The 23,882-nt window shown below is 36.5% G+C and carries 18 protein-coding genes; 6 read left to right on the top strand and 12 right to left on the bottom strand.

The window, feature by feature from the left end:
• Positions 1-16: 16 nt before the first annotated feature.
• The 8 genes from Q0N70_RS06340 to Q0N70_RS06305 form a co-directional block, all read right to left on the bottom strand.
• Positions 17-544: a hypothetical protein gene (locus Q0N70_RS06340; RefSeq protein ID WP_294015051.1), complete on the bottom strand. Its 528-nt coding sequence runs from the start codon at positions 542-544 to the stop codon at positions 17-19.
• A 57-nt stretch (positions 545-601) separates the two neighbouring features.
• Positions 602-940 carry a hypothetical protein gene (locus Q0N70_RS06335; protein WP_294015049.1) on the bottom strand — a complete coding sequence of 113 codons (339 nt, stop codon included), beginning with the start codon at positions 938-940 and terminating at the stop codon, positions 602-604.
• Between the two features lie 119 nt (positions 941-1,059).
• The gene (locus Q0N70_RS06330) at positions 1,060-2,355 is read right to left on the bottom strand and encodes a hypothetical protein (protein ID WP_294015047.1); all 1,296 of its coding nucleotides are present in this window, start codon (positions 2,353-2,355) and stop codon (positions 1,060-1,062) included.
• Between the two features lies 1 nt (position 2,356).
• Positions 2,357-3,145 carry an outer membrane lipoprotein-sorting protein gene (locus tag Q0N70_RS06325; protein ID WP_294015045.1) on the bottom strand — a complete coding sequence of 263 codons (789 nt, stop codon included), beginning with the start codon at positions 3,143-3,145 and terminating at the stop codon, positions 2,357-2,359.
• Between the two features lie 49 nt (positions 3,146-3,194).
• Positions 3,195-4,481 carry an FtsX-like permease family protein gene (locus Q0N70_RS06320; RefSeq protein WP_294015043.1) on the bottom strand — a complete coding sequence of 429 codons (1,287 nt, stop codon included), beginning with the start codon at positions 4,479-4,481 and terminating at the stop codon, positions 3,195-3,197.
• Entirely contained in the window at positions 4,481-5,902 is a 1,422-nt protein-coding gene (locus Q0N70_RS06315) for an FtsX-like permease family protein (protein ID WP_294015041.1), read from the bottom strand. Before Q0N70_RS06315 ends, Q0N70_RS06320 begins: the two co-directional genes overlap by 1 nt.
• 333 nt (positions 5,903-6,235) lie before the next feature.
• Entirely contained in the window at positions 6,236-7,918 is a 1,683-nt protein-coding gene (locus tag Q0N70_RS06310; RefSeq protein ID WP_294015039.1) for a 2-isopropylmalate synthase, read from the bottom strand.
• Positions 7,919-8,311: 393 nt separating this feature from the next.
• Positions 8,312-10,540 carry a DUF4954 family protein gene (locus Q0N70_RS06305; RefSeq protein ID WP_294015037.1) on the bottom strand — a complete coding sequence of 743 codons (2,229 nt, stop codon included), beginning with the start codon at positions 10,538-10,540 and terminating at the stop codon, positions 8,312-8,314.
• Positions 10,541-10,623: 83 nt separating this feature from the next.
• Here Q0N70_RS06305 and Q0N70_RS06300 point away from each other — a divergent pair, with 83 nt between their 5' ends.
• On the top strand, positions 10,624-13,389 hold the full coding sequence (locus Q0N70_RS06300; protein WP_294015034.1) for an insulinase family protein: 2,766 nt from the start codon (positions 10,624-10,626) through the stop codon (positions 13,387-13,389).
• On the opposite strand, the gene Q0N70_RS06295 is transcribed toward Q0N70_RS06300, so the two are convergent.
• Entirely contained in the window at positions 13,365-13,988 is a 624-nt protein-coding gene (locus Q0N70_RS06295; protein WP_294015032.1) for a 5-formyltetrahydrofolate cyclo-ligase, read from the bottom strand. The two genes, Q0N70_RS06300 and Q0N70_RS06295, sit on opposite strands and share 25 nt — an antisense overlap.
• A gap of 77 nt (positions 13,989-14,065) precedes the next feature.
• Between Q0N70_RS06295 and Q0N70_RS06290 the strand changes: the two genes are divergently transcribed.
• The 5 genes from Q0N70_RS06290 (at position 14,066) to Q0N70_RS06270 (ending at position 18,729) form a co-directional block, all read left to right on the top strand.
• Complete coding sequence (locus Q0N70_RS06290) at positions 14,066-15,349, top strand: HD domain-containing protein (protein ID WP_294015030.1); 1,284 nt, start codon at positions 14,066-14,068, stop codon at positions 15,347-15,349.
• A 14-nt stretch (positions 15,350-15,363) separates the two neighbouring features.
• On the top strand, positions 15,364-15,804 hold the full coding sequence (locus tag Q0N70_RS06285) for a YkgJ family cysteine cluster protein (protein ID WP_294015029.1): 441 nt from the start codon (positions 15,364-15,366) through the stop codon (positions 15,802-15,804).
• Positions 15,805-16,020: 216 nt separating this feature from the next.
• Positions 16,021-16,521 (top strand): carbohydrate binding domain-containing protein, encoded by a 501-nt coding sequence (locus Q0N70_RS06280; RefSeq protein ID WP_294015027.1) that lies wholly within the window; start codon positions 16,021-16,023, stop codon positions 16,519-16,521.
• 74 nt (positions 16,522-16,595) lie between these two features.
• Entirely contained in the window at positions 16,596-17,366 is a 771-nt protein-coding gene (locus tag Q0N70_RS06275) for a hypothetical protein (protein ID WP_294015025.1), read from the top strand.
• Positions 17,367-17,493: 127 nt separating this feature from the next.
• Positions 17,494-18,729: a glycosyl hydrolase 53 family protein gene (locus Q0N70_RS06270; protein WP_294015023.1), complete on the top strand. Its 1,236-nt coding sequence runs from the start codon at positions 17,494-17,496 to the stop codon at positions 18,727-18,729.
• A gap of 46 nt (positions 18,730-18,775) precedes the next feature.
• On the opposite strand, the gene Q0N70_RS06265 is transcribed toward Q0N70_RS06270, so the two are convergent.
• The 3 genes from Q0N70_RS06265 to Q0N70_RS06255 all read right to left on the bottom strand — a co-directional run bounded on the left by Q0N70_RS06265 (position 18,776) and on the right by Q0N70_RS06255 (position 23,878).
• Positions 18,776-19,642 carry a caspase family protein gene (locus tag Q0N70_RS06265; RefSeq protein WP_294015021.1) on the bottom strand — a complete coding sequence of 289 codons (867 nt, stop codon included), beginning with the start codon at positions 19,640-19,642 and terminating at the stop codon, positions 18,776-18,778.
• A 24-nt stretch (positions 19,643-19,666) separates the two neighbouring features.
• Positions 19,667-21,811, bottom strand: a complete 2,145-nt coding sequence (locus Q0N70_RS06260) for a hypothetical protein (protein WP_294015019.1) — start codon at positions 21,809-21,811, stop codon at positions 19,667-19,669.
• 84 nt (positions 21,812-21,895) lie between these two features.
• Positions 21,896-23,878: a caspase family protein gene (locus Q0N70_RS06255; RefSeq protein ID WP_294015017.1), complete on the bottom strand. Its 1,983-nt coding sequence runs from the start codon at positions 23,876-23,878 to the stop codon at positions 21,896-21,898.
• Between the last annotated feature and the right edge of the window lie 4 nt (positions 23,879-23,882).

Below are 23,882 nucleotides of genomic sequence, written 5' to 3'. Positions count from 1 at the left end.
TAAAAAGTATAAAAAACTAAGAAAATTCAATTACAAGTTTTACTTCTTGAATGCTTCTGCCTGTTTTTCTCGCAATTTCTTCAGCGGGAATTCCAAGGGCGCGGAGTTCCAAAACTTGTGTTTTAAAGTCTTTTTTGGGAACAATAGGATTTTCCGCCATAAAGAGTTCTGGCTCAACTACAGGAATTTTTCTGACTTCAACTTCCGGCTTAGGCAGATTTTTTATTCCAAGCTCATTTTTCGCTTTTTCTGTAAAAAACAAGTCGCCTTGCATAAAGGAATTTTTAGAAGCAGAGTCCAGTTTTTTCTGAAATGACTTTGATTTTTCAGCAAGAGAAAGCTCTTTTTTTAGCATTCCGATTTTGCGTTCAGCTTCTGCGGAAATAGCTTTTAACTGCTTGATTTTGTCTTCTATTAAATCAATGTTTCTTCCAGCATTGAAATTTATGCTCTTGATAATTTCTTTTGCTTTTTCATTTGTTTCTTCAATAATTTTATCTGTGGAAAAAAAAGCATTGAACTTCTTAAAAAAGAAAACCCACATGAGTATATTGAAAAATATTATAAAAACAGCAATGGTCAACGCAAACGGCATTTTTTTTCAGCTTGTAACATCAATATGCTGTCCAAGATTCGGATCTTTTATTTCGTAGACAGTAGGCTTTTTTAGTTCCGGCTCTTGCTTTGCGGATTTTCCTTCTCCCTGCAAAAGTCCTTGTCCAGCTCCCCCGCCCTGGCTCACATCCGCCTTGATTTTTGAAGAATCCTCGCTTTGGGAAGTTTCTGTAACAGTCTGGGCTTTTTGAGTCTGCTGCTGGGCTGTTTTTTCCAGATGCTGCCTGTTTGCCATGCTTGCAGTCTGGACTTGCGAAGCATTGAACTGCCCAATCTTATCCATCTGAGAATAAATGGTAGAAAGATCTATAGGCTGAACAGCCATAAACACCTCGCTTTTTTATTGTAAGAAATTTCTAAAAAGCCAGCAAAAGCAATTTTTAGAAATACTCTATAGAAATAATATTATATATATTTCCGCAGAAAATCAACATAAACAGCTGCTTAATAGTCCATTTTTACCTGAATTGAACTTCCAAGCCGAACCATATAAATTTTATTTTCATAATTCGCATCAACTTGATGATAGCGCACTTCAATTCCTGTGTTCCATTCCGCATTCGGAAAAAGCCCGGATTTTATAAAGCCAAATTTTACAAGACCGCTTTTGTCGTCTTCGGTTTCGCTTTTTATAATATGCTGCCACTGCAAGCCAAGTTTCATATCTTTGTTTTTTCCAAGACGCTTCAAGCCCATATCAAGATAAATACGACAGCTATTTTTTTCAAGTTCTTTGTTGTAAGAATCCTGAAATTCAAAATTCAAGCCGAAATTCGGATCATGACCGTCCCACAAATGATAAAATCCGCCTGTAAAAACATACTTTGAAATATCATGGTGGTCGTCCGCAAGTTTTCCAATTCCCTGAACATAAATATCTGTTCCTAAAACAGTCCGTTTTGCTTCCGCGCCGACAGTTACTGGAGTTGAACCGGTTTCTGGCTTTGGATTTTTTCTTCCAAAAATATTAAAAGTTGTATGAAAAAACGTCATTTCAAGAGAACCTGCCACAGAAATATCCTCAAATTCAGGCTCTGTTGAAGTTCCATTGTACAAAACTATTCCAGACAAAGTTCCTGTCCAAAAAGGAATGCGCAAAAGTCCAGAAACTGTATCGGAACTGTCACTTAAAATATTCGTATAAAGATAACCTTGTTTTTCGATTGTCTGGCGGATTTGCTCTTTTTCTTCTTCAGTGAGTTTGTCGTAGTCGGTATCTGTATAAAGGCTGTATGCATTTTCACCGCTGAAAAGCCTTGTGTATCCCCAGGTAGTCGCCTTTTTTCCTGCCGTAATGTAAATTCTGTCCCAAATCAGATAGTCAAAATAAAGCTCGTCAAGTTTTATTGAATCTTTTTTAGGCGGAAACTTTACGCTTGTTGTTCCGCGCACGGAAAGCGTTTTGTCAAGGCGCGCCATAAAATAAATATAATTCGACAAGTCAAAATAAAGAGAATTTTTAAATTCATCATTTTCAGAATTCTGATTGTGCTTTGTTCCGTAATATCCAAAGTCAGATTCAAAATGGCCTGTAAATTTCAGCGGAATAAAATACTCGGAAGTTCCAATCTTCACTGACTGCTTGGAGGAAACATATTCTGACGCATCGGACTGCTCAACAACAATGTCTTCTGATTCTGAGAAAAGCAAGTCTTCATCAAACGAAATATCGTCTTCCACCTGAGAAAAAACAAGCGAAATGCAAAAGAAAAACGCCGCTATAAAAAAAATCCGCTTCATTTTACTTTTCGCTCATCATTTCGAGATAAGGCTTTGTATAAACTGAATTTTCCACACGGTCAAAAGTTATATTTGTAATTGTAATCTGAGTACGCTCAAACTGAGTTTTTTCACCAATTTTCTTTCCGCGAAAATTATCCGTAATAAGCATTTTTACAGGAATATAATAATTTTGACTTGAAGCTTGAACTATCTGATATGAAGGAATTGCTGTTGTTCTAAGTTTCTGCCCGGAAAGGCTGTAATCTTCCTTTTTACGCACAAGCCCGTCATTTTTTGTAACCCAAAGATGCAATTCAGGATAATCCACATTTTGAACTTTTGCCTTTAGCACAAACATTACACATTCAAGTTTTCCAAGCATTACTTCCGAAGAACTTTCTATTGAATAATCCCTGTAATAAAACTGCGGCGCAAAGTCTGAATTGTTCGCATTCGTATTTTGAAATTTGTCCCGCGCGCTTGTAAATGTGAATCTGTGGTCGGCAGGATCATAGAACCAGATATTGCTGTCATACTGAAGATAGCCTTTTCCCTTGTCTTTTGCAGGTCCTGTAACAAGAATTGTCCATTTTGCCTCGCTGTCTCTGCGGTACATAATGGCTTCTGTAACATTTTTTCCTTCGCCCGGCTTTTCTTGAACAACTGAATAAAATCCTTTAAAGTCCGTTCCGTAAAAAGCTGTGTTTTCCTGCGCCTGCTTTAAAAGCTCGTCATGGGAAGCCGCAAAAGCAGAAATTCCTGCGGAAACAAAAAAAACAAAGCTGACAATTTTCTTAAAATTTTTCATAGTCCATCCATTATATATCTTAACTTTTAAATTATTAACAAGCATAAATTCATTCTGTTACAGTCAATGCCTGAACTGGCGTAATTCTTATAGCGGCTCTAAGCGAAAATAAAACCGCAGTAATTGTAGTAAAAATTATAACTGCAAAAATCAGCATTGCGCCGCCAAAAGAGTTCATGGGAACAATATATCCGTTTGTCAAAAACATATCAAACGCCGGAATAAAAGAAAAATTGAACTGCTTTATAATGAATTCCAAAAGCAAGCAAAATCCCCAGCCGCACACACAGCCAGAAATTAAAAGCACAAATGCTTCGCTCAACAAAAGCAAAATCACAGAGCCGCGTTCCATTCCAATCGCCTTGTAAATTCCAATTTCATTTATGCGCTTCATTACAATAACTTTATAAGTGCTGCTGATTCCAACAACAATTATTATTACAAGAGCCGCAATTACAAGCGAAGTTATTATTTTCATTGCATCGATTATAACGCCCAAATCTTCCATGTTTGCATCCAAAGCTATAAACGCATAAATCGGCTCGCTGAATTGCCCAGCCAAAAGCGGATCATAAAAATCATACTTATCATTAACCAGCCTGAACATATTAAATTCTTTTTCAAGAAGAGCCTGATATTTCAAAGTGTCTTTTGCAGAAGGAACTGAATCAGGGAAAAATATTCCGATTCTGTTTGCATAAAATTCCGGCGAGCAATAAGCTTTCCGCAGAAAATCAATGTCAACATAAGAAGTGTAAGTTCCAAATACGCTTGAATCCTTGAAAATGCCTTTTACAACAAGCTGAACCGTATTTATGTATCCAGGTCCGGTTCTAAGCATAAAGGTTATAGAATCTCCAGTTGAAACTTCCAGCATGGATGCGATTTTTTCTGAAATCAAAACACCGTTTGTTCCTGCAATTCTGTCTGCGCTTCCCTGCACGTAATTGAATTTTGAAAACAGAATTTTTTCTTTTTCAAAGTCAACGCCTTTTATTACACGCTGACAGACTTCAACTCCTTCATAATAAAAAGAAGCGGAATCCGCATCAAAATCAAACCTTGGGGAAATAACAGTTCCAGCCGGAAAAACACCAGAAAGTTTTTCAACAAATTCCCGGCAATCGTAAAATTCCAAATTATTTCTTCCGCCTAAGAACTGATAGTTTCCGCCGTAATAAATTTCAGCCTTCGTAGAAAGAGAATACAACATTCCATTTATAAGAAAAAAAGAAAAAAGTGAAACTCCGGCACCAATAGCGCAAACAAAAAAAAGAGAAATGTACTGCCGCCACCTTAAAAGCAACGAGCGGACGGAAAGCTTAGCGTAGTTCATCAGACTGCCCCCTGCATAGCCTGAACAGGATTGACTTTTAAAGCGGTTCTAACAGGATAAATCCAGCCCAAAAGCCCAAGCAAGACAGAAAGAAGCATTGACTTGCACATAATTGAAAACGATGTTGCAACTTCAAGATGGTCAGTTCCAAAAAGCTGAATCAGAAAAACATTTTTAAATTCAATGTTCATGGCAGACAATGCAGACATGCATATAGCGCCAAAAATACAGCCTAAAACTCCAGCCGTTATTGTAAGCATAAAAGTTTCTGCCATGCACTGAAGCGAAACAAAATTTCTTGAAGCTCCCTGCGCCCTTAAAGTTCCAATTTCCTGAGTTCGGTTAAGAACATTTACAACAAGCGTATTGTTTATGATTATAAATCCCGCCACAAGGATAACAATTACACCCGCATTGAAAATAACTCGCATCCAGTAAAGATACAAAGCAGTGCTTCCAGCCGCAGTTCTCCAAGCAACAGCGCGCACAGGCCAGGAATTCTTTTTAAAAATCCGATTCAAATTTCTTATTGATTTCTTTGGATTTTCACCTTGAGCAAGAGAGCAGACAATATAATTCCAGGAAGAACTGTCAAAAATTTTTGGCTCTTCCAATTCAGGCTGAATTTCTTCAAATGGATTTTCAACAATAACTGCATCCACATCTTCTGCATCGTCAAAAAGAGACTCAATATCTAAATCGCTTTCAAGCAAATCTGTTTTTTCTTCTCCAATAAAGGAAGTGTCCGCAACAGATTCAGACATATCCATAAGCGAACGGACAGTAAAAGCGTCGGCAAGAACAATTCTGTCCAGCGTGGAATTTTCAACAGGATATTCATAAATGCAGGAAAGCTTTGCTGCGCGGATTCTAAAAGTTGGACCGTCAACAACAAGAAACTGAACTGTGTCTCCAATTGAAACATTCATTTCCTGCGCATATTTTTTTGAAAGCATCACGCCTCTTTCGGAATCTGCAAAAGGCAAGCCTTCAAGAATTTTTATAGAAGACATACAGTCAAAATATTTTTCAGCAGGAACTCCAAAAATCCAGACAGGCGTTCTTTTTCCATTAAATTCCAAAGCGACAGTTCCCGTTACTTGCGGAACACTTTTTTCTATTTCAGGAATCGAATTCAGGCAGTTTGAAATTTCATTGAAAGGAACAAGCGTATTTATTTTTGTAAGAGTTCCAGTTACAGGAGTTTCGTCCCCAAAAAGGCTCAGAGGAATATCACTTTTAGGAAAAACTGCAAGGTCGCCTGTAAAACTTTTGGAAAAAACTTTTTCAATTCCATTTTCCGTGCTGTCAAAAACTGAATTTATAACAGCCATGAGCATAACGGCAAACGCAATAAAAAGAACAATAACAAACGAGCTTTTTCTTGATACGATATTCTTAAAAGCCAAATAAAAAAGCATTTTCAGTCCCGGAAAAAAAATTACAGCCGCCCCAAAATAAGAGCGGCTGCATTATAACAGATTTTTCTATGCAATTCAATGAAGAAAAATTTTTGAGTCATGGCAAACGCATTATAAATGTATTCAGCATAAAACTGGCTCCCAGACACGGTTTTCTGGTTCAAAATCGCGCAATAATGCGCTACACGCTGATTGTTGCAAAGTAACTATAGAATTGCCCGCTCACGCGGTCGCAACAATCAGAGTGTTTTTGCCCCAGGAACCGTTCCTTCGCGCAAACTTTACTTAAATTATTTATAATGCGTTTGCCCTGCTTTTTGAGTTCTATAAAATCTATTTTATCTGGTTCAATGCGCTTACAACAGCGTCAACACCGGCGCGGCCAACGTTAGTCGATTTTCCAGCTCCCCAGTACTGGTTTCCGTCTTCGCACGTAATCTGTACATAGGCAACTGCGGAAGTATCGTTTCCTGTTCCAATACTATGCTCATGGAATGCCGTTATGCTGAACTTAGGCGCAGGAATTTCAGAAAGCGCGCCTGCAAATGCGTCAAGAGGTCCGTTTCCAGTTTTTCCAATTGAATAGCGTTTTCCTTTCCATTCAACAACAGCGCGGCAAGAAGTAGACTCTGAGTTTTCCTTACCTTCAAGATGAGTTTCCGCCAAATCAACAATTGAAAGATTTCCTTTTGCTTCAAGCCAGTGCTTAACAAAAAGATTGTATATTTCAGACTTGTCAAGCTCACGCTGGGATTCATCGGCAGCTTTCTTTATCAGCTCGCCAAGAGCAGGATGCATTGCCTTTGGAAGACAAATTCCGTATTCCTGCTCAAGAATATAAGCCGCTCCGCCTTTTCCAGACTGGCTGTTGATTCTGATGATTCCTTCGTACTGTCTTCCAATGTCGTGCGGATCAATGAGAATGTAAGGAACATCCCAAAGCGCGTTTTTAGGCATTTTTGTGCGCGCAGCCATTCCTTTTCTGATTGCGTCCTGATGGCTTCCGCTGAACGCAGTAAACACAAGCTCGCCAACATAAGGAGTGCGCGGATTTATTTCCATTTCCGTAAACTTTGTATAAAGCTCGCCCACATTCTGAATGTCATGGAAATCAAGCTGAGGATCTATTCCTTGGCTGTACATATTCAATGCGACATTTACAATGTCAAGATTTCCAGTCCGCTCTCCATTTCCAAAAAGGCAGCCTTCAACTCTGTCTGCTCCGGCAAGCAAAGCAAGCTCGCAAGAAGCAACACCACTTCCACGGTCGTTGTGGCAATGCGTGCTTATAATTATATTCTCGCGGTCTGAAATATGTTCTGAAAAATATTCAATCGCATCTGCATAAACATTCGGCGTATAGCATTCAACAGTTGTCGGAAGATTCATAATAATTTTGTTGTCCGCAGAACAGCCCCATTCATTTTTTACAGCCTCGCAGACTTCAACAGCATAGTCAATTTCAGTGTGCGAAAAACTTTCAGGAGAATATTCAAGGCGGATTCTTTTTCTGTCTTCATCTGAAAGGCAGGACTTTATGCACTTTACGCCGTCAACTGCAATCTGCTTGATTTCCTCTTTGGATTTATTAAAAGTATATTTTCTTTGCGCCGGGGAAGTCGAATTGTAAATGTGGAAAATCGCCTGCTTGCAGCCTTTGAGAGATTCCATTGTTTTCTTTACAAGAGCCTCGCGCGCCTGGCACAAAACCTGAATCGTAACATCATCAGGAATATGATTTTCTTCAATAAGACGGCGGATAAATTCGTATTCGGTGTCGCTTGAAGCAGGAAATCCAACTTCAATTTCTTTAAATCCAAGTTTTACAAGCAGGTCAAAAAACGCAAGCTTTGTATCAATTCCCATTGGATTCACAAGAGCCTGATTTCCATCTCTTAAATCAACAGAACACCAAACTGGAGCCTTTGTTATTTTGTTTGAAGGCCATTTTCTGTTCGGAAGCTCAATGTCGCCAACACGCGCATATTTTCCGTTCGGATTCATACTTGCATTCATAAATACCCCTTGTTTTATAAAAATACGTTTTAATATTAGCTTGAAATTTGAATTCTATAATTTAATGTCATTATCGGGGTTGACCCGATAATCCACTGAAAGTTTACAACGGATTCCCGTGTCCGTAGCACGGGAATGACACTTAATTATGGTTATTTTTTTACCAAAATCCAATATTCAAGTTATAAAAAAAGACCTGCCGCCAAACGACAGGTCTGTAATTTACAATATAAGCAACTTACTAGCAACCGTCAGTTCGGCAAACAAAAGAGAAATCTAGTGCTAGTAGAAGAAGTGCTTTTTTCATATAGATAAACTTTACAGCAAACCGCATAATGATGTCAAGAGAATGAAAATGTTTTCAAAGATTTTCAAAAATTCCCAAAACAAAATTCAATGCATAAGCACAAAAAGCTTGTTCAGAGAATTTATAAAGTCTTCAGTTGACTCCTTTAGTTTTTTCAGGAACTCATCATCGCTCAAAGTTCCAAGCACAGCGTTTTTTTCCTCTTCATTTCTGAATGTTATAGAACGGAAATAATCTGTGAAATCTTTTTCGCGTATAGAAATTGAAGACTCAAGCATATTCATTGCAACAAAAGCAACGTCCTGCAAAATATCTTCAAAGTCGGCCGCATTAAATTCTGTGATTTTCTTGGAATAAAGAAATTCAATTATGTAAACAGAATAGCGTACCTTATAGTCTGTATAGTTTTTCTGGCAGTCATCGTAATAAGTATGAACCTGCTGCCAGTTATTTATGCAATGCGATTTTATTTTTGCAAAAAGCTCTTCAACTTTTTCTTCCGGAATCAACTGCCCGCCAACATTGAACCATTTTTTATAAAGCGGAATTTTTTCAATCTCGGAAAAATCAGATTGGCAAAGACTTTCGCGGTTGTTTTTTAGAACATATTCCATCAAACTTTCAGCCGCAAAATATTTTAAAACACGGCGATATTCCTTGTATCCTTGCGCGGGCTTATAAATAATCGCTCCGAATTTTTTCTGGCAGCGGTCATCGATAAGAAGAAACTTTGAGTCTGGATTTTGATGAAGATAATCTTTTGCAATCTGAAGAAGCGACTCGGAATCTTTTGCAGACTTTGCCAGCTCCCGGAATTTTTCAAGAAGCTCAGGATTTGAATTTTCCTTTGTCATTTTCCGGCAATCATCAGACGGAAGCTTTAAATATCTTGAAGTAAGCTCAACAATCCTATTAATAGAAAAAATAATTTCCTGCACAGTATCCGGAGCAATCGGATTCGTTTCAATATGCTGAACTTTTATAAATCTTTTGTCGCGCGCCTGAAATTTATATTTATTGCGCACAATTGCAAACATGTTATGCAAAAACCAGTAAGCAGGAATAATGTGAACTGTGCAGTCTTCATAGCTTGGAGCAACCAAAGAAAATGGGTAAGTTATATTCAGCTCATTTACGTAGCTGCCTTTTGAAGCAAGAACAAATGAAGCGAATTTTGAATCAAACTTAAAATCAGAGCAAAGCCCCGGCCAGAATCCGCGTCCAGCAATCATCTCGCAGTCAGGACTTCTTGAATTGTGGTTAGATCCGATTGTCGCAGCCGAAGCTATATTGCTCTGCCCCATCACAGTTGAAGCAATTAAGAACGAAGAATTGTGATGCTGCTCATGAAATGGAAAGATCAAGTTATTTAAAAGCTCGCAGCATGAAACCGTAGAATTATCTCCAAGCACAGAGTTTAAAAGACGCGCGCCATATTTCAAGTGGCAGTTTCTTCCAATGACAAAGCGGACTGCAATGGCCTGATAAAAAACATGGCTTCCAAAGCCCATTATTCCATTGACCATTTCAACGCCTTCTCCAATCTGGCTAGGCTCATCTTCCGAAGAAAGAATTGTAATATTTTTAAGCTTGAGAGCGCCTTTTATGTAAGCGCATGAACAGACTTTCACATCTTTTAAAAGCGTTGAATTTTTTATGACAACATCATCTTCTACAATTCCATAAGTTTCAAGCTCTTTTGATTTTCCAAATTCAGTAAGCTCAACAAAACGCTGCATAAGCTCTTTGTCTTCACGGAATCTTGACCACAAAAAAGCATCAGCCGGAATCATATCAGCAAAAGGAAGAACTGCGCGGCGGTTATTTTCGTTTCCAACGCCAATCCAAATTCTATTTGACTCTGGCTCGCCTTTCTTTAAAAGTCCCTCTCCAAACTTTGAATGTTCCGTGCAAGACATTTCCATTATATTGAAAAGAATTACACGTGAGCCTATTTTGTAATTCTCAAGATACCTTACATTTTGAATAGCGCAATTATCGCCGATGCAAACATTCTTTAAATTTGAACTGTAAATTCCTGTCCGCAACTTTAAATCATGGAAGGAAATTTCAGAATCGAAAAGTTCTCCAATAATAACAATTCCAGAAAAATCGCTCTGCCGGATTTGCGACGGATTGAATTTTCCTTCTTCAGAACTTACAAAAAAATTTTTCCATTCAGGGTCGGACGAAGAGTTTCCATTTTTTTCAAGAATTGCAATTTCTTCAGAAGTGGGATTTCGCTTTCCTTTTATAAAATCAGGATTTATTTTTTTTAAATTATTTATTTTAGAAGCCGGAGTTATTTTTAGCATAATTTCCATTATATACGACAACTTGAGAAAAGCCAAGAAATATTTCAATTGGAAAAAGCAAGCATGAATGTTATAATGAAACCATGGCAAAAAAGTTTTTTTTATGCACAGCATTTTCTTTCTGCATTGCATTCGGATTTTCTCAAGCTGAATCAGCACAAGAAAACAAGCTGGAACTCAGCATTTCAACACTTCAAAACGGACTAACAGTTTTTATACTTCCAGACGAAACAAACGCGCTTTTAAATGTTGAGCTTGTTGTAAAAGCAGGTTTTTCAAGCCAAACTTCTTCCACCGCAGGATTCTTTCCATTATATACAAGACTTTTTTCAAAATCAGGAGAAGCAAAAGAAATCTTAAAAGCATTTTCAATACACTCAGAATGCAACGCAGATTCTTCTATTTTCAAAGCAAAAGTTCCGCCTGAAAATTTAAAGCTTTATCTTGAACAAATTGCACAATGCGAATCCTCACCAAACTTCAGCGACAAAGATATTGAAGACGAACTGGCGCAAATGAAAACAGAAAGCCTTGCATATTCAAAAAGCACAACTGGATTTATAAACAGCGCAATTGATTCCCGCATTTTTTATAAAGAACCGTGGAAACATGATTCTGGAATTTACCCGGCAATTTTTTCTGGCTACAATACAAAACAAGCAAGGGCAGTTTTATACAATTTTGTTTCAAAAGAATTTTACACACCATACAACAGCGCACTTTTTATCACGGGAAATATTGCAGAAAAAAAAGCGCTGGAAATTTCTCAGGAAGCATTTAAAGACTGGAATTCAAAAACTACAGATTCTTCTTTTAAAAAATTCAAAACTGAAAATTTGCAGCAAAGCAAAGGCAAAAAATTTGTTCTTGCCGCAAAAGAATTCTCGCCCGAACTCACACAGATTGTTGTTCAATACACTTCTCTTTCTCAAAGCCAGACGGATATTTTATCATGCGTATTCAATAATGAAAAATCAAAATACAAAACAACACTTCCACAAATTCCAGAACTGAATATAAGAAGCGCAGATTTTATAACCGCAGCATCTGCAATAAAAAATGGAAACACAAGATTTATTTTGCAGGCATTAATTGAAGAGCCTCCAAAAGGAAAAAGCATTGCAGATCAAGCGCAGACTTTTTTAGCCGCAGCAACAGAATGCACAAATCTTAATGAAGATGAAATAAAATTTGCGCAAAATGAAATAGAAAAAAAATATAGAGAGCTTACAGGAAACCCAAGCAATTTAAGTTCCAAACTCGCAGAATTCTGGGCAATGAACAAATTTGAAACACCGGAAATTTTTTATAAGGAATTTGAAAAATCTATTTCTCAAGTAGAAAATGAAACATCAGAAAATATTTCAAAAGCAATTTTAAATGAAGAGCCTTATATTTTTTTGCTTGTAAACAATTCAATTTATAAGAAAAATAAAAAATCTTTTGATGAATATGGATATGAACTTATAACACAAGAAAACGCTTCTTGGTACACAAATGAGCTTCTTGCAAAAAGCGCAAAGCAAGAAATGCAAGCAGCACTTGAAAAGCCCAAACAGAGCAAAAACCCAACGATAGAAATAAGACCAGCAGATTACTTTTACTTTAACAGCATGGAATCCATAAAATATCAAGAATTGAAAAATGGAATTCCTGTTTCAGTAAAAGAAAATCCAAATTCAAAAACTGTTGCAGTCTGTATTTCAATTTCAGGAGGAAAATTTGCTTCTCCTGAATCAGAGACAAATTTAAGATCCGTTTTAATTTCAGCAGTTGCAAAAAATTCTAAAATAGAAAACATAACAAATAAAACTGATGAAACAGTTTCGTACATTTCATTTGAAGTCTTCAAAGAAGAACTGGAAAATGCGCTTAAAAAAATTTCAGACGCATTAATCTATGGAACAGTTTCTCCAGTGCAGGCAGACTTGCTTTTTAGAGAAGAAGGATATGAACAGAGGATGAAAAATGCAGACTTGGGATTTCAAATGAAATCGAGCGCACTTGCATATCTTTACCGTTCAAGTCCACTTAGTAAAATTTTTAAAGCTGAAGAAAAAGAACGCAACTCATCGTCATATCAAGCATTGCTTTTAGAATACACAAAACTTTTGGATGCTTCATTATATTCAATTGCGATTTGCGGCGACATTGAATTTGACAAAGCAATAAAATATTGCCAAGACACATTTGAAGTTTTAAAGGAGCAGTCCGCACGAAAAGAACTTGAGTTTCCAAAACCATCATTCAAAAACAAAGAAAGAAAAGTTCAGCTAAAACACATTTACACAACAAACCTTCCTGCAAAACTTGCACCCAAAGATTCGCCAAGACTTGTTCCAACAAAAAATTTTTACGACCCGGCGCAGATTTATTTTAGAGCACCAGACAGCACAGATGAAGACTTGGAAATTTTCAACTCGCTGCTTTATATTTTATGCACAGAAATTCAATCAATTCTTGGAAACGAAATTTCATGCAAGACAGAAGAAGCTTCAGTAAAAATTCCAGTTGGAATAATTCAGGCAAACGAATTAAAAAGAACTGGAATATTTTTTGATGCTTACAAAATTGCAAGAGAAAAACTTATTAAAGAACTTTTGGAAGAAGAAACCAAAAACTGGACTTGCGAAAAAATAAAAATTCAGTGGAAACAAAGAAATCTTTTTGAAACACAAAGCAACAGCGGAACAGCAAAACTCATGGCTTCATTTCAGAAAAAAGAACAGTATTTGACAAATTATCTTTACATTGAAAACTCTACACCGCAAGATTTTTTAAATGCAATAGAAAAATATTTTCCAACAGAACCATTGATGAAAGTTTATTCAGCAGACTCAAAGAAATAGTATTTTTTATCTGAAAAAACTGAATCCATAAAAATATCATTTTCATCAACAGGAATATTTTCCTTAATCTGAAAATCAAAACAAAGTCCTGCTAAAAAAAGACTGCAATTATTTTGAGCGCATTTCTTTTTCAAATCTGAAAGATAAATATCGTAAAATCCCATTCCGTGTCCAAGCCTCTGTCCTTTTCTTCCAAAAGCCACGCCAGGAACAACAACGCATATTTTCTTTTGCATGAAATTTTCAGCGTTAAACAAATTTTCTTTTTTAGCGACTGGCTCGTTAATTCCAAACGAACCGGTTTTTACCTGTTCAGAAATTTCTATTGAATTATCAAGAATATAAAAGTTCATATTTTGAGTTTTAGGCACAACTTTTGGAACTGCAACAATTTTATTTTGCATCATAAGCGCGCGATTCATTTCCAGCGGAGAAATTTCATTTTTCAAATCTATATAAGAAAGCACAATGTCAAAATCATTCTTCATGACAAATTCAAAAAACAAACTGCATGCTTTTTTTGATGCATCAACTTTTTCATCTGCGCTTACTGCGGACAATTCAGACTTTAACAATTTTCTAAGTTCATTTTTTGTCATGCGAAAATATTAAACTATTTAAATAGAAAAAGTCCAGTTTTCTTGTAAAAATCCAAAATAAAATATAAACTTTTTTTATGAAAGATTCTTTTGCTTCTGTAAAAACCGATGAAAAAAATCCAAAGTGGCAACAGTGCATTAAACGCGAAAACACTCTTTACAACCGCGGAAACGACATAAGGTCAGAATTTGAGCGCGACTACACAAGGCTTCTTCACTGCGAAGCATACCGCCGCCTAAAGCACAAGACTCAAGTTTTTTACGCTCCGCAAAACGACCACATCTGCACAAGAATTGAGCACGTAAATCACGTTGCCAGTGTAAGCGCAACAATCGCAAAATATTTAGGACTGAATCAAGAACTGACAGAAGCAATTGCAATTGGCCACGACATTGGACATGCTCCGTTTGGGCACACAGGAGAAGACATTTTAAATTCACTCATTAAAAATCAGAAGGAAGGAAAAAACGCTCCAAAGAAATTCTGGCATGAACGCAACAGCCTTTTCTTTGCAGACTTTATAGAAACACTTCAAGACCCGGACGGAATTTCAAAGAACCTTGACTTGACTTATGCAGTTCGCGACGGACTGATTTGCCACTGCGGAGAAATTGACCAGCAAGGACTCAAGCCTCGTGAAGAAGCAATTGACTTGTATTCAATAAAGCGGCCGGGAATTGTCCAGCCATTCACTTGGGAAGGATGCATTGTAAAAACAAGCGATAAAATTGCATTCCTTGGCAGAGATATAGAAGACGCAAGATCCTATCACATTTTGGACATGGCGGCATACAGACAACTGCGCGAAATTGTAGGCGCAACTCTCGGACTTGGACCAAACAAAAAATATTCCCTGCACACAACAAACGGAGCATTTAGATCCGGCAGAGCAGTAAACACAACAGTATTAATAAACGATATGATTGTAGACTTGTGCGCGCAAAGCTCTCCAGAAAAAGGAATCTGCTTCAGCGAGCCGTATTTTAAATTCATACACGAACTAAAAAGATTCAGCCTTGCAAACATTTACAACAACTGGCGGCTTTTGGAATTTCAACGTTATGCGGAAAACGTTCTTTCATGCATTTACAGAACGCTTATGAAAATTCAAGTTTACGCCCAAAACGGACGAGTTGAAAATGTCCTGCGTTATTCTCCAGAGCTTCAAAAAACTTTTTCAGACTGGCTTGTAAAATACACAAACTACAATCCGCAGAAAAAAGAAATCATGCGATATAAGACAAAAGAAGTTTTCGATGTGAACGACAACGAAAGCTGGGAAAAGTGCATTGTTGAATACATAAGCGGAATGACCGACCAGTACGCAATTAAAGTTTACGAAGAAATAATTTCATTTTAAAATTCAAAGGCAAAATGGCATACACTAAAAACTTAAAATTTAAATGCGCGCAATGCAAAAACTGCTGCTGTCTTGAAGGCGGAGTTGTCCTATTAAGCAAAACAGATCTTAAAAAACTTTGCGAATGGGCTGAACTCACAGAAGAGCAATTCACAAAAGTCTACTGCCGCAAGCTCGAAAATGCCGATGGAAAAATATATTTGTGCCTAAAAGACAAAAACCAAACCGAATGTATTTTCTGGAACAAAGAAAAAGGATGTGAAGCATACAATGCGCGTCCAGTCCAATGCAGAACCTACCCTTTTTGGACAAAAATACTAGAATCAAAATCTTCTTGGGAAACTGAAAAAACATTCTGCCCGGGAATAAATGAAGAAAATGAAATTCCACAAGAAGAAGCATGCGCCCAGTTAAAACTATACGAAGAAAATAAAAAGCAGCTGATTACAATTTAAGCAACAAGTTCTAGCCCATTTTACTGTCATTGCCGTACTTGCCCAACAATCTATAAAAAATTTGCAAAAAGCGTGAAAATTTTTCTTGACATCACAAAAAAGTGGATTTACAATTTTTTACATCAACACGTGTAAACAAACCGTGCGTAATAATTCAATCTAGCTGTTCATAGCGCACTCCACAAACTTAACTTCATTTTTTTATAGGAGGAAAAAATGAAAAAAACACTAACTGCCATTCTGACGCTCTTTTTTGCAGCGGGGCTTTCTTTTGGCCAGAATCTTTTAAACGACAGTTCCTTTGAAAGCGGAAACCTAAGCTCTTGGAACTTAACTGGAGACAGCGCAGACTGCTATGCTGAAAAAAACAAAGGCAATGCGCATTCAGGAGAATGGAGCTACCACTACTGGAAAAAAACTGCATTCACGGCTTCACTCGACAAAAAAATCACAGGACTTTCCAACGGAACTTACAAACTTTCTGTATGGTCAATGGGCGGAGGCGGCGAAAACGCAATCAAGCTTTTTGCCAAAGGATTCGACAATTCTGGAAAAGAAATTTCAGCGCAGATAAAAAACACCGGCTGGAAAAAGTGGAAGCAGTATTCAATAGAAATTCCAGTTCAAAACGGAGAAGTTGAAATTGGAATTTTCGTTGACGCAAACAAAGAAAACTGGGGAAATCTTGACGACATAGAGCTTGTAAAGCTTAACTAATTTTTTTTTAATAAGGAAACAGACTATGAAATTTATAAAGAAAAACATTTTAACTGCGGTATTCTTTTCAGCCTTTGCAATTCTTCTGGGGGGGGGCACTCATTTCTTGCAGCAACGGAAGCTCAAGCAGCGATGACGATGATGACGACTACGGAACAAAAATATACAGCGACAGCGTAACATTCTCAGAAACACCAGAACAAATAGTTTCAGCGGAAACACTTGCAGACCTGAGCATAAAATCGCTTACAATAAAAGTAATAAATGTAAACTATTCAGGAAGCGATGACTGGTGGTTCACAGCTTGTTCTGACAGCTCATGGAGCAATGAGGTAAAACTTGAATGGCAGTCAGGCGAAGGAACAAGCTCGCTTTACCTTGCAACAATCACAGATGCAACAGCAATCGCCGCATACAAAGCAAACGGAATCTACATCGCAGGTACAGATAGCGCAACAGCCAGCGTTTCAGTATTCTATATTGAAGGCGAAGCAGAAGAATCAGGTGATACTGGTGAAGAAGCCTTGATTAAATCATTCACTTCAAATACAGGAAGCGCAAGTTTTACAATTTCTAGCCAATATCAACTTTTAGTGAAATATGAAACTGTAAATTCTGCTAGTAAAGTAACAATTACAATCTCAGATGTTCAAACAGGAACTTCAAATGGAGATTGGTGGTTCGCCATAGGTACAGATTCTTCTACATGGAAAGCAAATATTGAATATGATGACACCAGCAGTGGTTATAAATTAGAAATTTCTGACATTTCTGAATATTCCAAAGGAATTTATCTGGGTGGCCTTGAAGGCTTAACAGGAACAGTAACAGTTTCCTACGAGTAAAGCCCGATAATGGCATAAAATTGTAAAACTAAAATTTCTGTCATTCCCCGGCTTGACCGGGGAATCGGAATCTATTTAAGCAACTTCAATTTGAATCTATAATCACAAATACTTTAGAGGTAAAAGAATGAAGTTCAAAAGCATTTTTTCAGTTTTCTTAGTACTGCTTTTGTTTTTATCATCAGCCTGCGCTTCCCCTTCAGAAAGTTCAGATGAAGAACTAAATTTTGGCTCAGACTTCATGCGCGGATTCGATGCGTCAATGGTTTCGCAGCTCGAAGAATACGGAAGCAGTTTCTATAATGAAAACGGAACAAAAGAGGACATATTTAAAATTCTAAAAGCACACGGAGTAAACTGGATTCGCCTTAGAATTTGGAATGCGCCACAAGCTTCAACTCCGGGTCAAAACAACTACGAGCGCACACTTGCAATGGCAAAGCGCATAAAACAAAACGGCTTAAACTTTCTCCTTGACTTTCATTATTCAGACAGCTGGGCAGATCCTGCAAAACAAAGCATCCCTGCTGAATGGGACAATGTTTCTAGCATAGAAGAACTTTGCGGCAAAGTCAGTGAATATACAAAGAAAATTCTTGTAGACTTAAAAAGTGAAGGATGCGCTCCAGACATAGTTCAGCTCGGAAACGAAATTAATTCTGGAATGTTTCTTACAAAATCAGACGGAACAACTCCTGCCAGCATTGACTGCTACTCTTGGACAGGGCATACAGGAGGAAACAAAAATCTCCTAAAAGTTTTACAGTCCGCATCTAGCGCAGTTTCTGAAATTGACTCCAGCATAAAGAAAATGATTCACCTTGCAAGCAGCAAAGGCGACAATTTTGACTGGTGGTTCAGAAATCTTCAAAATCTAAAAGGCGTAGATTACGACTACATCGGTTTAAGCTACTACCATTTTGAAGAACACGGAACATTAAAGCAGCTGCGCGAAAACATAGCATACCTAAAAAAGACTTACAAAAAGCAAGTTCTAGTTGCAGAAACTTCCTGGGCATGGTCAATGGATGCATACGGAGACAACACAAACAACATAGTTTGGTACACTCCAGCCGGAACACAAGCCGCAAAGAATCTTGTAGACAACAAAAGTACACAGCTCAAAAATTTAAAGACACAGACTTATAAAGGAAGTAAATGTGTTCAGGCTTCAGTACAAAACCAAGCAACAGTTATAAAAGCAATAATGGAAGCTACATCCAATGCAGGAGGCTGCGGAATCTTCTATTGGGGCGGAGACTGGATTCCAAATTCAAAAATTGAAGATACCTGGGAAAACCAGACACTCTTCGATCTTGAAGGAAAAGCCCTCGAAAGCCTGAATGTATTTTTGACAGAATAAATCACTTGTTATTGCCGGACTGAAATCCGGCATTTTTTTTACATCGCTACTCTGATAGTTTTTCTGCAATAGGGAAATCCTGCCTGCGCAGCTCTTTCTGTGGAACCTGCTCATATCCCCATTTTTCATAGCTTAGTTCAGGCACTTGATTTTCTACATAGCTTGAAAGTTCTGTCAAAGATACAAAGCCATCATCATTTGAATCCGCCTTTCCCGCAAGTCCGTCCAAAAGTACATAAGTAAAAATACCATGACCGTTGTAGCCTTCCATTGCAGACTGACTGTCCGAAGCCGCCGCAAGAACTGCATGACCTGTTGCCCTTGAAAGACGCTCGAATATTCCCTTATCACCCATTACACGCTTATTTGAATCCGCAAAGAACGCGCCAGAATTGCAAGTGTCAAGCATCATCAAAGTTTTTCCAGCTTTTATAAGCGAAAGGTTTTTCGTCAAATCGCTTTTTGAAATTGCCTTAAGCGGAATATCAGTCTTATTCGTGTAGCGGAAATTCACAGGAATAAAATAATAGTCGCCGTCATCGTAAGCCGTTCCATGTCCTGAAACAAAGAAAACAAAAACATCATCAGCAGTTACTATTGAAGAAAGCTCCTTAAACTTTTGCTCCAAGCCATCTTTTGTGACCTCGGAATCTTTTAGCGAATAAACGCAAACATTCTCGTAAAGTCCGTTCTGCTGTTTTTTGAATGATTCTTCAATTGAAACTGCATCCGGCACGCAATAATTAAGCCACAAATCTTTGTCGCGATACTTGTTCACGGCAACTGTAAGAACATACAGATTCGGCTTGGAAGTTTTTCCTTGCCAGTTTACATCTGCACTAGCCCTACGGCTCTCTATCATTCCAGCGGAATTCATTGCAAATGCTTCAATTTTATTCTGTCCGTTTTGCAAGGTAACTGTATGCCTGAATATTTTCTACTCGCCCTTGCTCGACGCAACGCCTTCTGAAAGCCGGATTGTTTTTCCGTTCAAGACAATGCTGACATTCCCTATTCCGCCGCCAGTATTCTGCACACACACATCAAAAGTAACATCTCGGCTGTCAGACAGTTCCGGCAGATTTTTTATAGCAACAGTAGGCGCATTTCCACTGCGCACAATCGAAGCAAGATTCACTTTCTTTGCATATTCTGAAATATCCTCGCCGCGCATTTTAGCCGCAACCAAATCCGGACGATACAACTTGTCATAAACCTGATCAATGCCAATTACATCCATGCTGTCAACAATATGCACAAGATTCTTCATAGCCCATTCCGTGCCAGTAAAGAAACCTTCGGGCGTGTATGTGAGGTAGTCGCCGTTGGAGAAAAAATTAAAATGATATAGCTCTGAAAAGAAATAAAAACTATCAGCTGGATATTTTGTATCATATTTAAAAGGATTGCGAACAGAACAACCTTGTGCAGATATAAAAATAAATTCTTGAAAATATTCAGAATTAAAATATTCCTCATAGCTAGATATAACCTTTTCCAATTTTCCAGATGCAGAAATAATTTTCAACTTTTCATCTTCAAAACGATATATTTTATTTTTATTTACCGTATATTTAACATACTTACCGTTACCTTTATATGAATAAATTTTAGCTAGATTCTCTATATTATATAGTTCAAAACTACCATTTTCTGTAAATAAAAAAATATAGTCTTCAATAATAACTTTACAGCTCTCTTTCTCTAAATTAATTACTATAGAATTTCTTCCATCAGAAAAACATTTTTCAACATAAGCAATATAGTAACTATCTTTATCCTCATCTTTATAACAAAGTAAAAAAAATATAGAATTATCAGTTTCATTAAAAATAATAACTCCATAATATTCACCTATAGATTTTTCTTTGAAACATTTTTTTAAAGTTTTATCTAAATCAAAATTCAATCGAAATTCAAATTCAATATTTATATTATCAAGATTAAAAGCTATTATTTTTTCTTGTTTATTTAAATCATCATAAGCCGAGTAGAATAATATATTCTCATATCGATTATCTTCGTATTCATCATTATAACATAAAAGCAAACGATCATCACCATCTATGTCAGATAAATACATATCGTCATAGTTCCATACGTTCTTTTCAACATCAAAGCTATACTTACAAATAATAAAACGACTATTATAAACAAAAATAACTTTATTACTTAAATCTAAATAAAATTTATACTCACAACAAAATGGAAAATCATCTGGCAATATAAAACTTTCTATTAATTTACTTGAAAAAATATCGTATACACGAAGTTGATTAGTGTAAAAAACTATCAAGTAATTGTCATCTTGATAAAAATCTTCAATATAACATTCACTACTATTTTTATACACATTCAGTTGTCTTCCTTTTAGATTAAAACGGGTTAATTCATTATTTTTTGTAGTAACAATTATAGAGTCAGGGTTTCTCATATTTTCTTTATCTTTTTTATTATTATAAATATATGCTTGTCTATAATTTGAAAAAAACTTAGTATTAAATACTAATTGTTTTTTATTTGTCAAATCAGCTCCATACAATTTTTCTTCACCAATGCCTAAATACACTTTGCTATTGCCCTTTTCTTTTATGCTATACCAGTCACTAATCCAATCTTCAATACCTAACTGCTTTTCAATACTTTTTTCATCATCATACGAAACATCTTCTATTTCCAAGAAATCATCAATAGTTATATCAGTTTTTTTCTTTGATTTTAAATCATAAACAATACAATCCTCATTTGAATAAAAAATACATAGATATTTTTCATCTTTAGAAATCTTAGCTGTTTTTTTTCCAATGCAAAAGTATTCCCCAGTTTGAAAATTGGCAATATAAAAAATTTTCCTATCAATAAGAGATTTTAAAACTACACAAGAAAAATCACTTGTAAAAGCTACTGGCTCGCAATTAATACCCAATATATTTTCAACCCAAATTTCAGGTTCATCAAAATTCTTAAAGCTCAAAGACTTTTCCGCAACAATTCCTCTCGCTGTATTTTGGGCAGAACAAACGCTTACTATTGATATAAAGGAAAACAACGACAGCAATACTTTAGAAATCTTTCTCTTCATTTTTCTACTCCAATTTGAATTCCAAACTTAGTTCTGCAAAAAAAACAACCAAGGTAGACTTACTTCATAAAAAAAAATCTAAAACTAAAGAAAACGGAAAATATTATACTGAACACCAACATTTACAGCATTTGATTTTAAACAATAATCTCCATAGAGTAAAAATTTATTATTTATTCGTAATTCCAAATTCAACGGAAAATACATTGAGCTATAATCTGTACCTGCACCAACAGAAAAAGCAATACGTTTATTATTAAACAAGTAAATTCCCAATTCCAAGAAAGGAAATTCAAACGAACTCTCTGCATTATCATTTATATAATAATTAAACATTAATTTCATTTTACCAAAATTAAACAATTCAAAATTAATACCTGCATTGAAACCTACATTATCATTATCAAGAACAGTTCTATATCCACCGAATAGTCCAAATCCTATAGAGGCGTTTGCCCAAGAATAAGAATCTACATTGAAGAATGAATCATTTTTATAATTATTTAACTTAACAGAATATGACTTTTCGCTTATATATGAATTGCTCCAGTTTCTTGTTTTTCCAGACACAACTTCTATATCATACGTTCCCTCAAAAAGAGGAGAATCAACATTAAAAGTTCTATTTTTAGTTACATAGCCATAGTAAATACCATCGATATAAAGTCTTCCATCAATAAGACTTTCAACAGCAAGTTTTGTAGTCTTAAAATTTATTTCAAATGAACTTTTACTAGCAGTAGAAATTTTCTCTTCTTTAGGTTTTTGTTTTCCAATGGCAAAGGAAAATTTATATTCACCATTAGGCAAAAGAAGAACTTTATCCTTTTTTATTTCTCCAAAATCCTTGCCATTTATAGTCAGTTTTCCAAGACTGTTTACCTGGCACATAACTTTTGTTGCCTGAATCTGTACAGAAGTTTTCTCCCCAGTTTTTACCTCTACGTTTTTTGTAAAGATAAATCCATCTGCCGATTTTATCTCTATCTTATAAATTCCACTGCCAAGTTTTAAAATTTCCAGTTCCTTTTCTGCCTCTACGTATCCAAAACGTTTTCCGTTCAAGTAAACTTCACCAGAAACATTGCTTGAAAGATTAATTCCACCCGACTTTACAAAAACATCCAAAGTCTTGTTAGCTTCAACTAAAATATTTTCAAAAAACTTTTTTTCACCAGAGCGGATTTCAAGATAATATTTTCCAGACTGCAAATCTTCTATTTTTTGAGGACCATTTTCCCTTATATGGCATTTAAAATCGCTGTCAAGGTACAAATCCCCTTCTATGTCGCTAGTAACAATTATGCTGCCTGTCTGTTTCACTAAAGAACTTGAACGCCCTGCAAGATAAACATCGCTTACAAGCTGACGGTATTCTCCGGGAAGCTGCTGACCTGCAGTAGTCCGAAGAACATCATTTCTGACTTCCTTTAAAACTTCTTCAATAGACTTGCCTTTTTCCGTAATTCTTTTTGTGAGCGCGGGAGTATAAACTCCGTCCTGTGCGGTTTCACCGGCTTCCGCGGAATAAACGATAATCGAATTTTTAGGTTTGAGGCTTACAGCTGCAAGTCCACGGGTATCTCCGCCGCGATGCTTACCATTCGGAAATGGATCATTACGGCATGAATCCAGAACAACCACATTGGCTTCCCCTGTCATACTGTCCATAACCTCGTCAAGTTCAACACATCTGTAGCGAATTTGCCCTTCATCATCGATTTTTGAATTTACAGGAATAAGATAGTTTTTTCCGTCAATCTGAACTGCATGACCGCCATAATGAAAGAACGCAATTCCACCTGCATTTTTTGTCTTGTTTTTAAATTCCAAAAGGGAATCAAACATTTCATCGCGATTTGCATTTTTCACAAACATTACGGAAAAACCGATGCTTTCAAGGGCGGATTTTAGCTCCTCGCCTTCCGGCACAGGCTGGCTCAAGGATTTTATCTCACTGTAATCACCATTTGCAATTAGCAAGGCATTTTTGGCTTCCTGAGAGAAAGCAGATGAAAGAACACCTGCAATAACAAATATGCTAAAAAGTTTTTTGATTCTTAACATGATT

This window comes from uncultured Treponema sp. (assembly GCF_945873775.1).
Lineage (GTDB): Bacteria > Spirochaetota > Spirochaetia > Treponematales > Treponemataceae > Treponema_D.
The sequence above is the reverse complement of the archived record's forward strand: the minus strand, read 5'-3'. Positions and strand labels throughout refer to the sequence as shown.

Bases quoted from the DNA above. Each gene is read 5' to 3' on its own strand.
- Q0N70_RS06340 (WP_294015051.1), bottom strand. From the start codon at position 544: ATGTGGGTTTTCTTTTTTAAGAAGTTCAATGCTTTTTTTTCCACAGAT.
- Q0N70_RS06335 (WP_294015049.1), bottom strand. From the start codon at position 940: ATGGCTGTTCAGCCTATAGATCTTTCTACCATTTATTCTCAGATGGAT.
- Q0N70_RS06330 (WP_294015047.1), bottom strand. From the start codon at position 2,355: ATGAAGCGGATTTTTTTTATAGCGGCGTTTTTCTTTTGCATTTCGCTT.
- Q0N70_RS06325 (WP_294015045.1), bottom strand. From the start codon at position 3,145: ATGAAAAATTTTAAGAAAATTGTCAGCTTTGTTTTTTTTGTTTCCGCA.
- Q0N70_RS06320 (WP_294015043.1), bottom strand. From the start codon at position 4,481: ATGAACTACGCTAAGCTTTCCGTCCGCTCGTTGCTTTTAAGGTGGCGG.
- Q0N70_RS06315 (WP_294015041.1), bottom strand. From the start codon at position 5,902: ATGCTTTTTTATTTGGCTTTTAAGAATATCGTATCAAGAAAAAGCTCG.
- Q0N70_RS06310 (WP_294015039.1), bottom strand. From the start codon at position 7,918: ATGAATGCAAGTATGAATCCGAACGGAAAATATGCGCGTGTTGGCGAC.
- Q0N70_RS06305 (WP_294015037.1), bottom strand. From the start codon at position 10,540: ATGCTAAAAATAACTCCGGCTTCTAAAATAAATAATTTAAAAAAAATA.
- Q0N70_RS06300 (WP_294015034.1), top strand. From the start codon at position 10,624: ATGGCAAAAAAGTTTTTTTTATGCACAGCATTTTCTTTCTGCATTGCA.
- Q0N70_RS06295 (WP_294015032.1), bottom strand. From the start codon at position 13,988: ATGACAAAAAATGAACTTAGAAAATTGTTAAAGTCTGAATTGTCCGCA.
- Q0N70_RS06290 (WP_294015030.1), top strand. From the start codon at position 14,066: ATGAAAGATTCTTTTGCTTCTGTAAAAACCGATGAAAAAAATCCAAAG.
- Q0N70_RS06285 (WP_294015029.1), top strand. From the start codon at position 15,364: ATGGCATACACTAAAAACTTAAAATTTAAATGCGCGCAATGCAAAAAC.
- Q0N70_RS06280 (WP_294015027.1), top strand. From the start codon at position 16,021: ATGAAAAAAACACTAACTGCCATTCTGACGCTCTTTTTTGCAGCGGGG.
- Q0N70_RS06270 (WP_294015023.1), top strand. From the start codon at position 17,494: ATGAAGTTCAAAAGCATTTTTTCAGTTTTCTTAGTACTGCTTTTGTTT.
- Q0N70_RS06260 (WP_294015019.1), bottom strand. From the start codon at position 21,811: ATGAAGAGAAAGATTTCTAAAGTATTGCTGTCGTTGTTTTCCTTTATA.
- Q0N70_RS06255 (WP_294015017.1), bottom strand. From the start codon at position 23,878: ATGTTAAGAATCAAAAAACTTTTTAGCATATTTGTTATTGCAGGTGTT.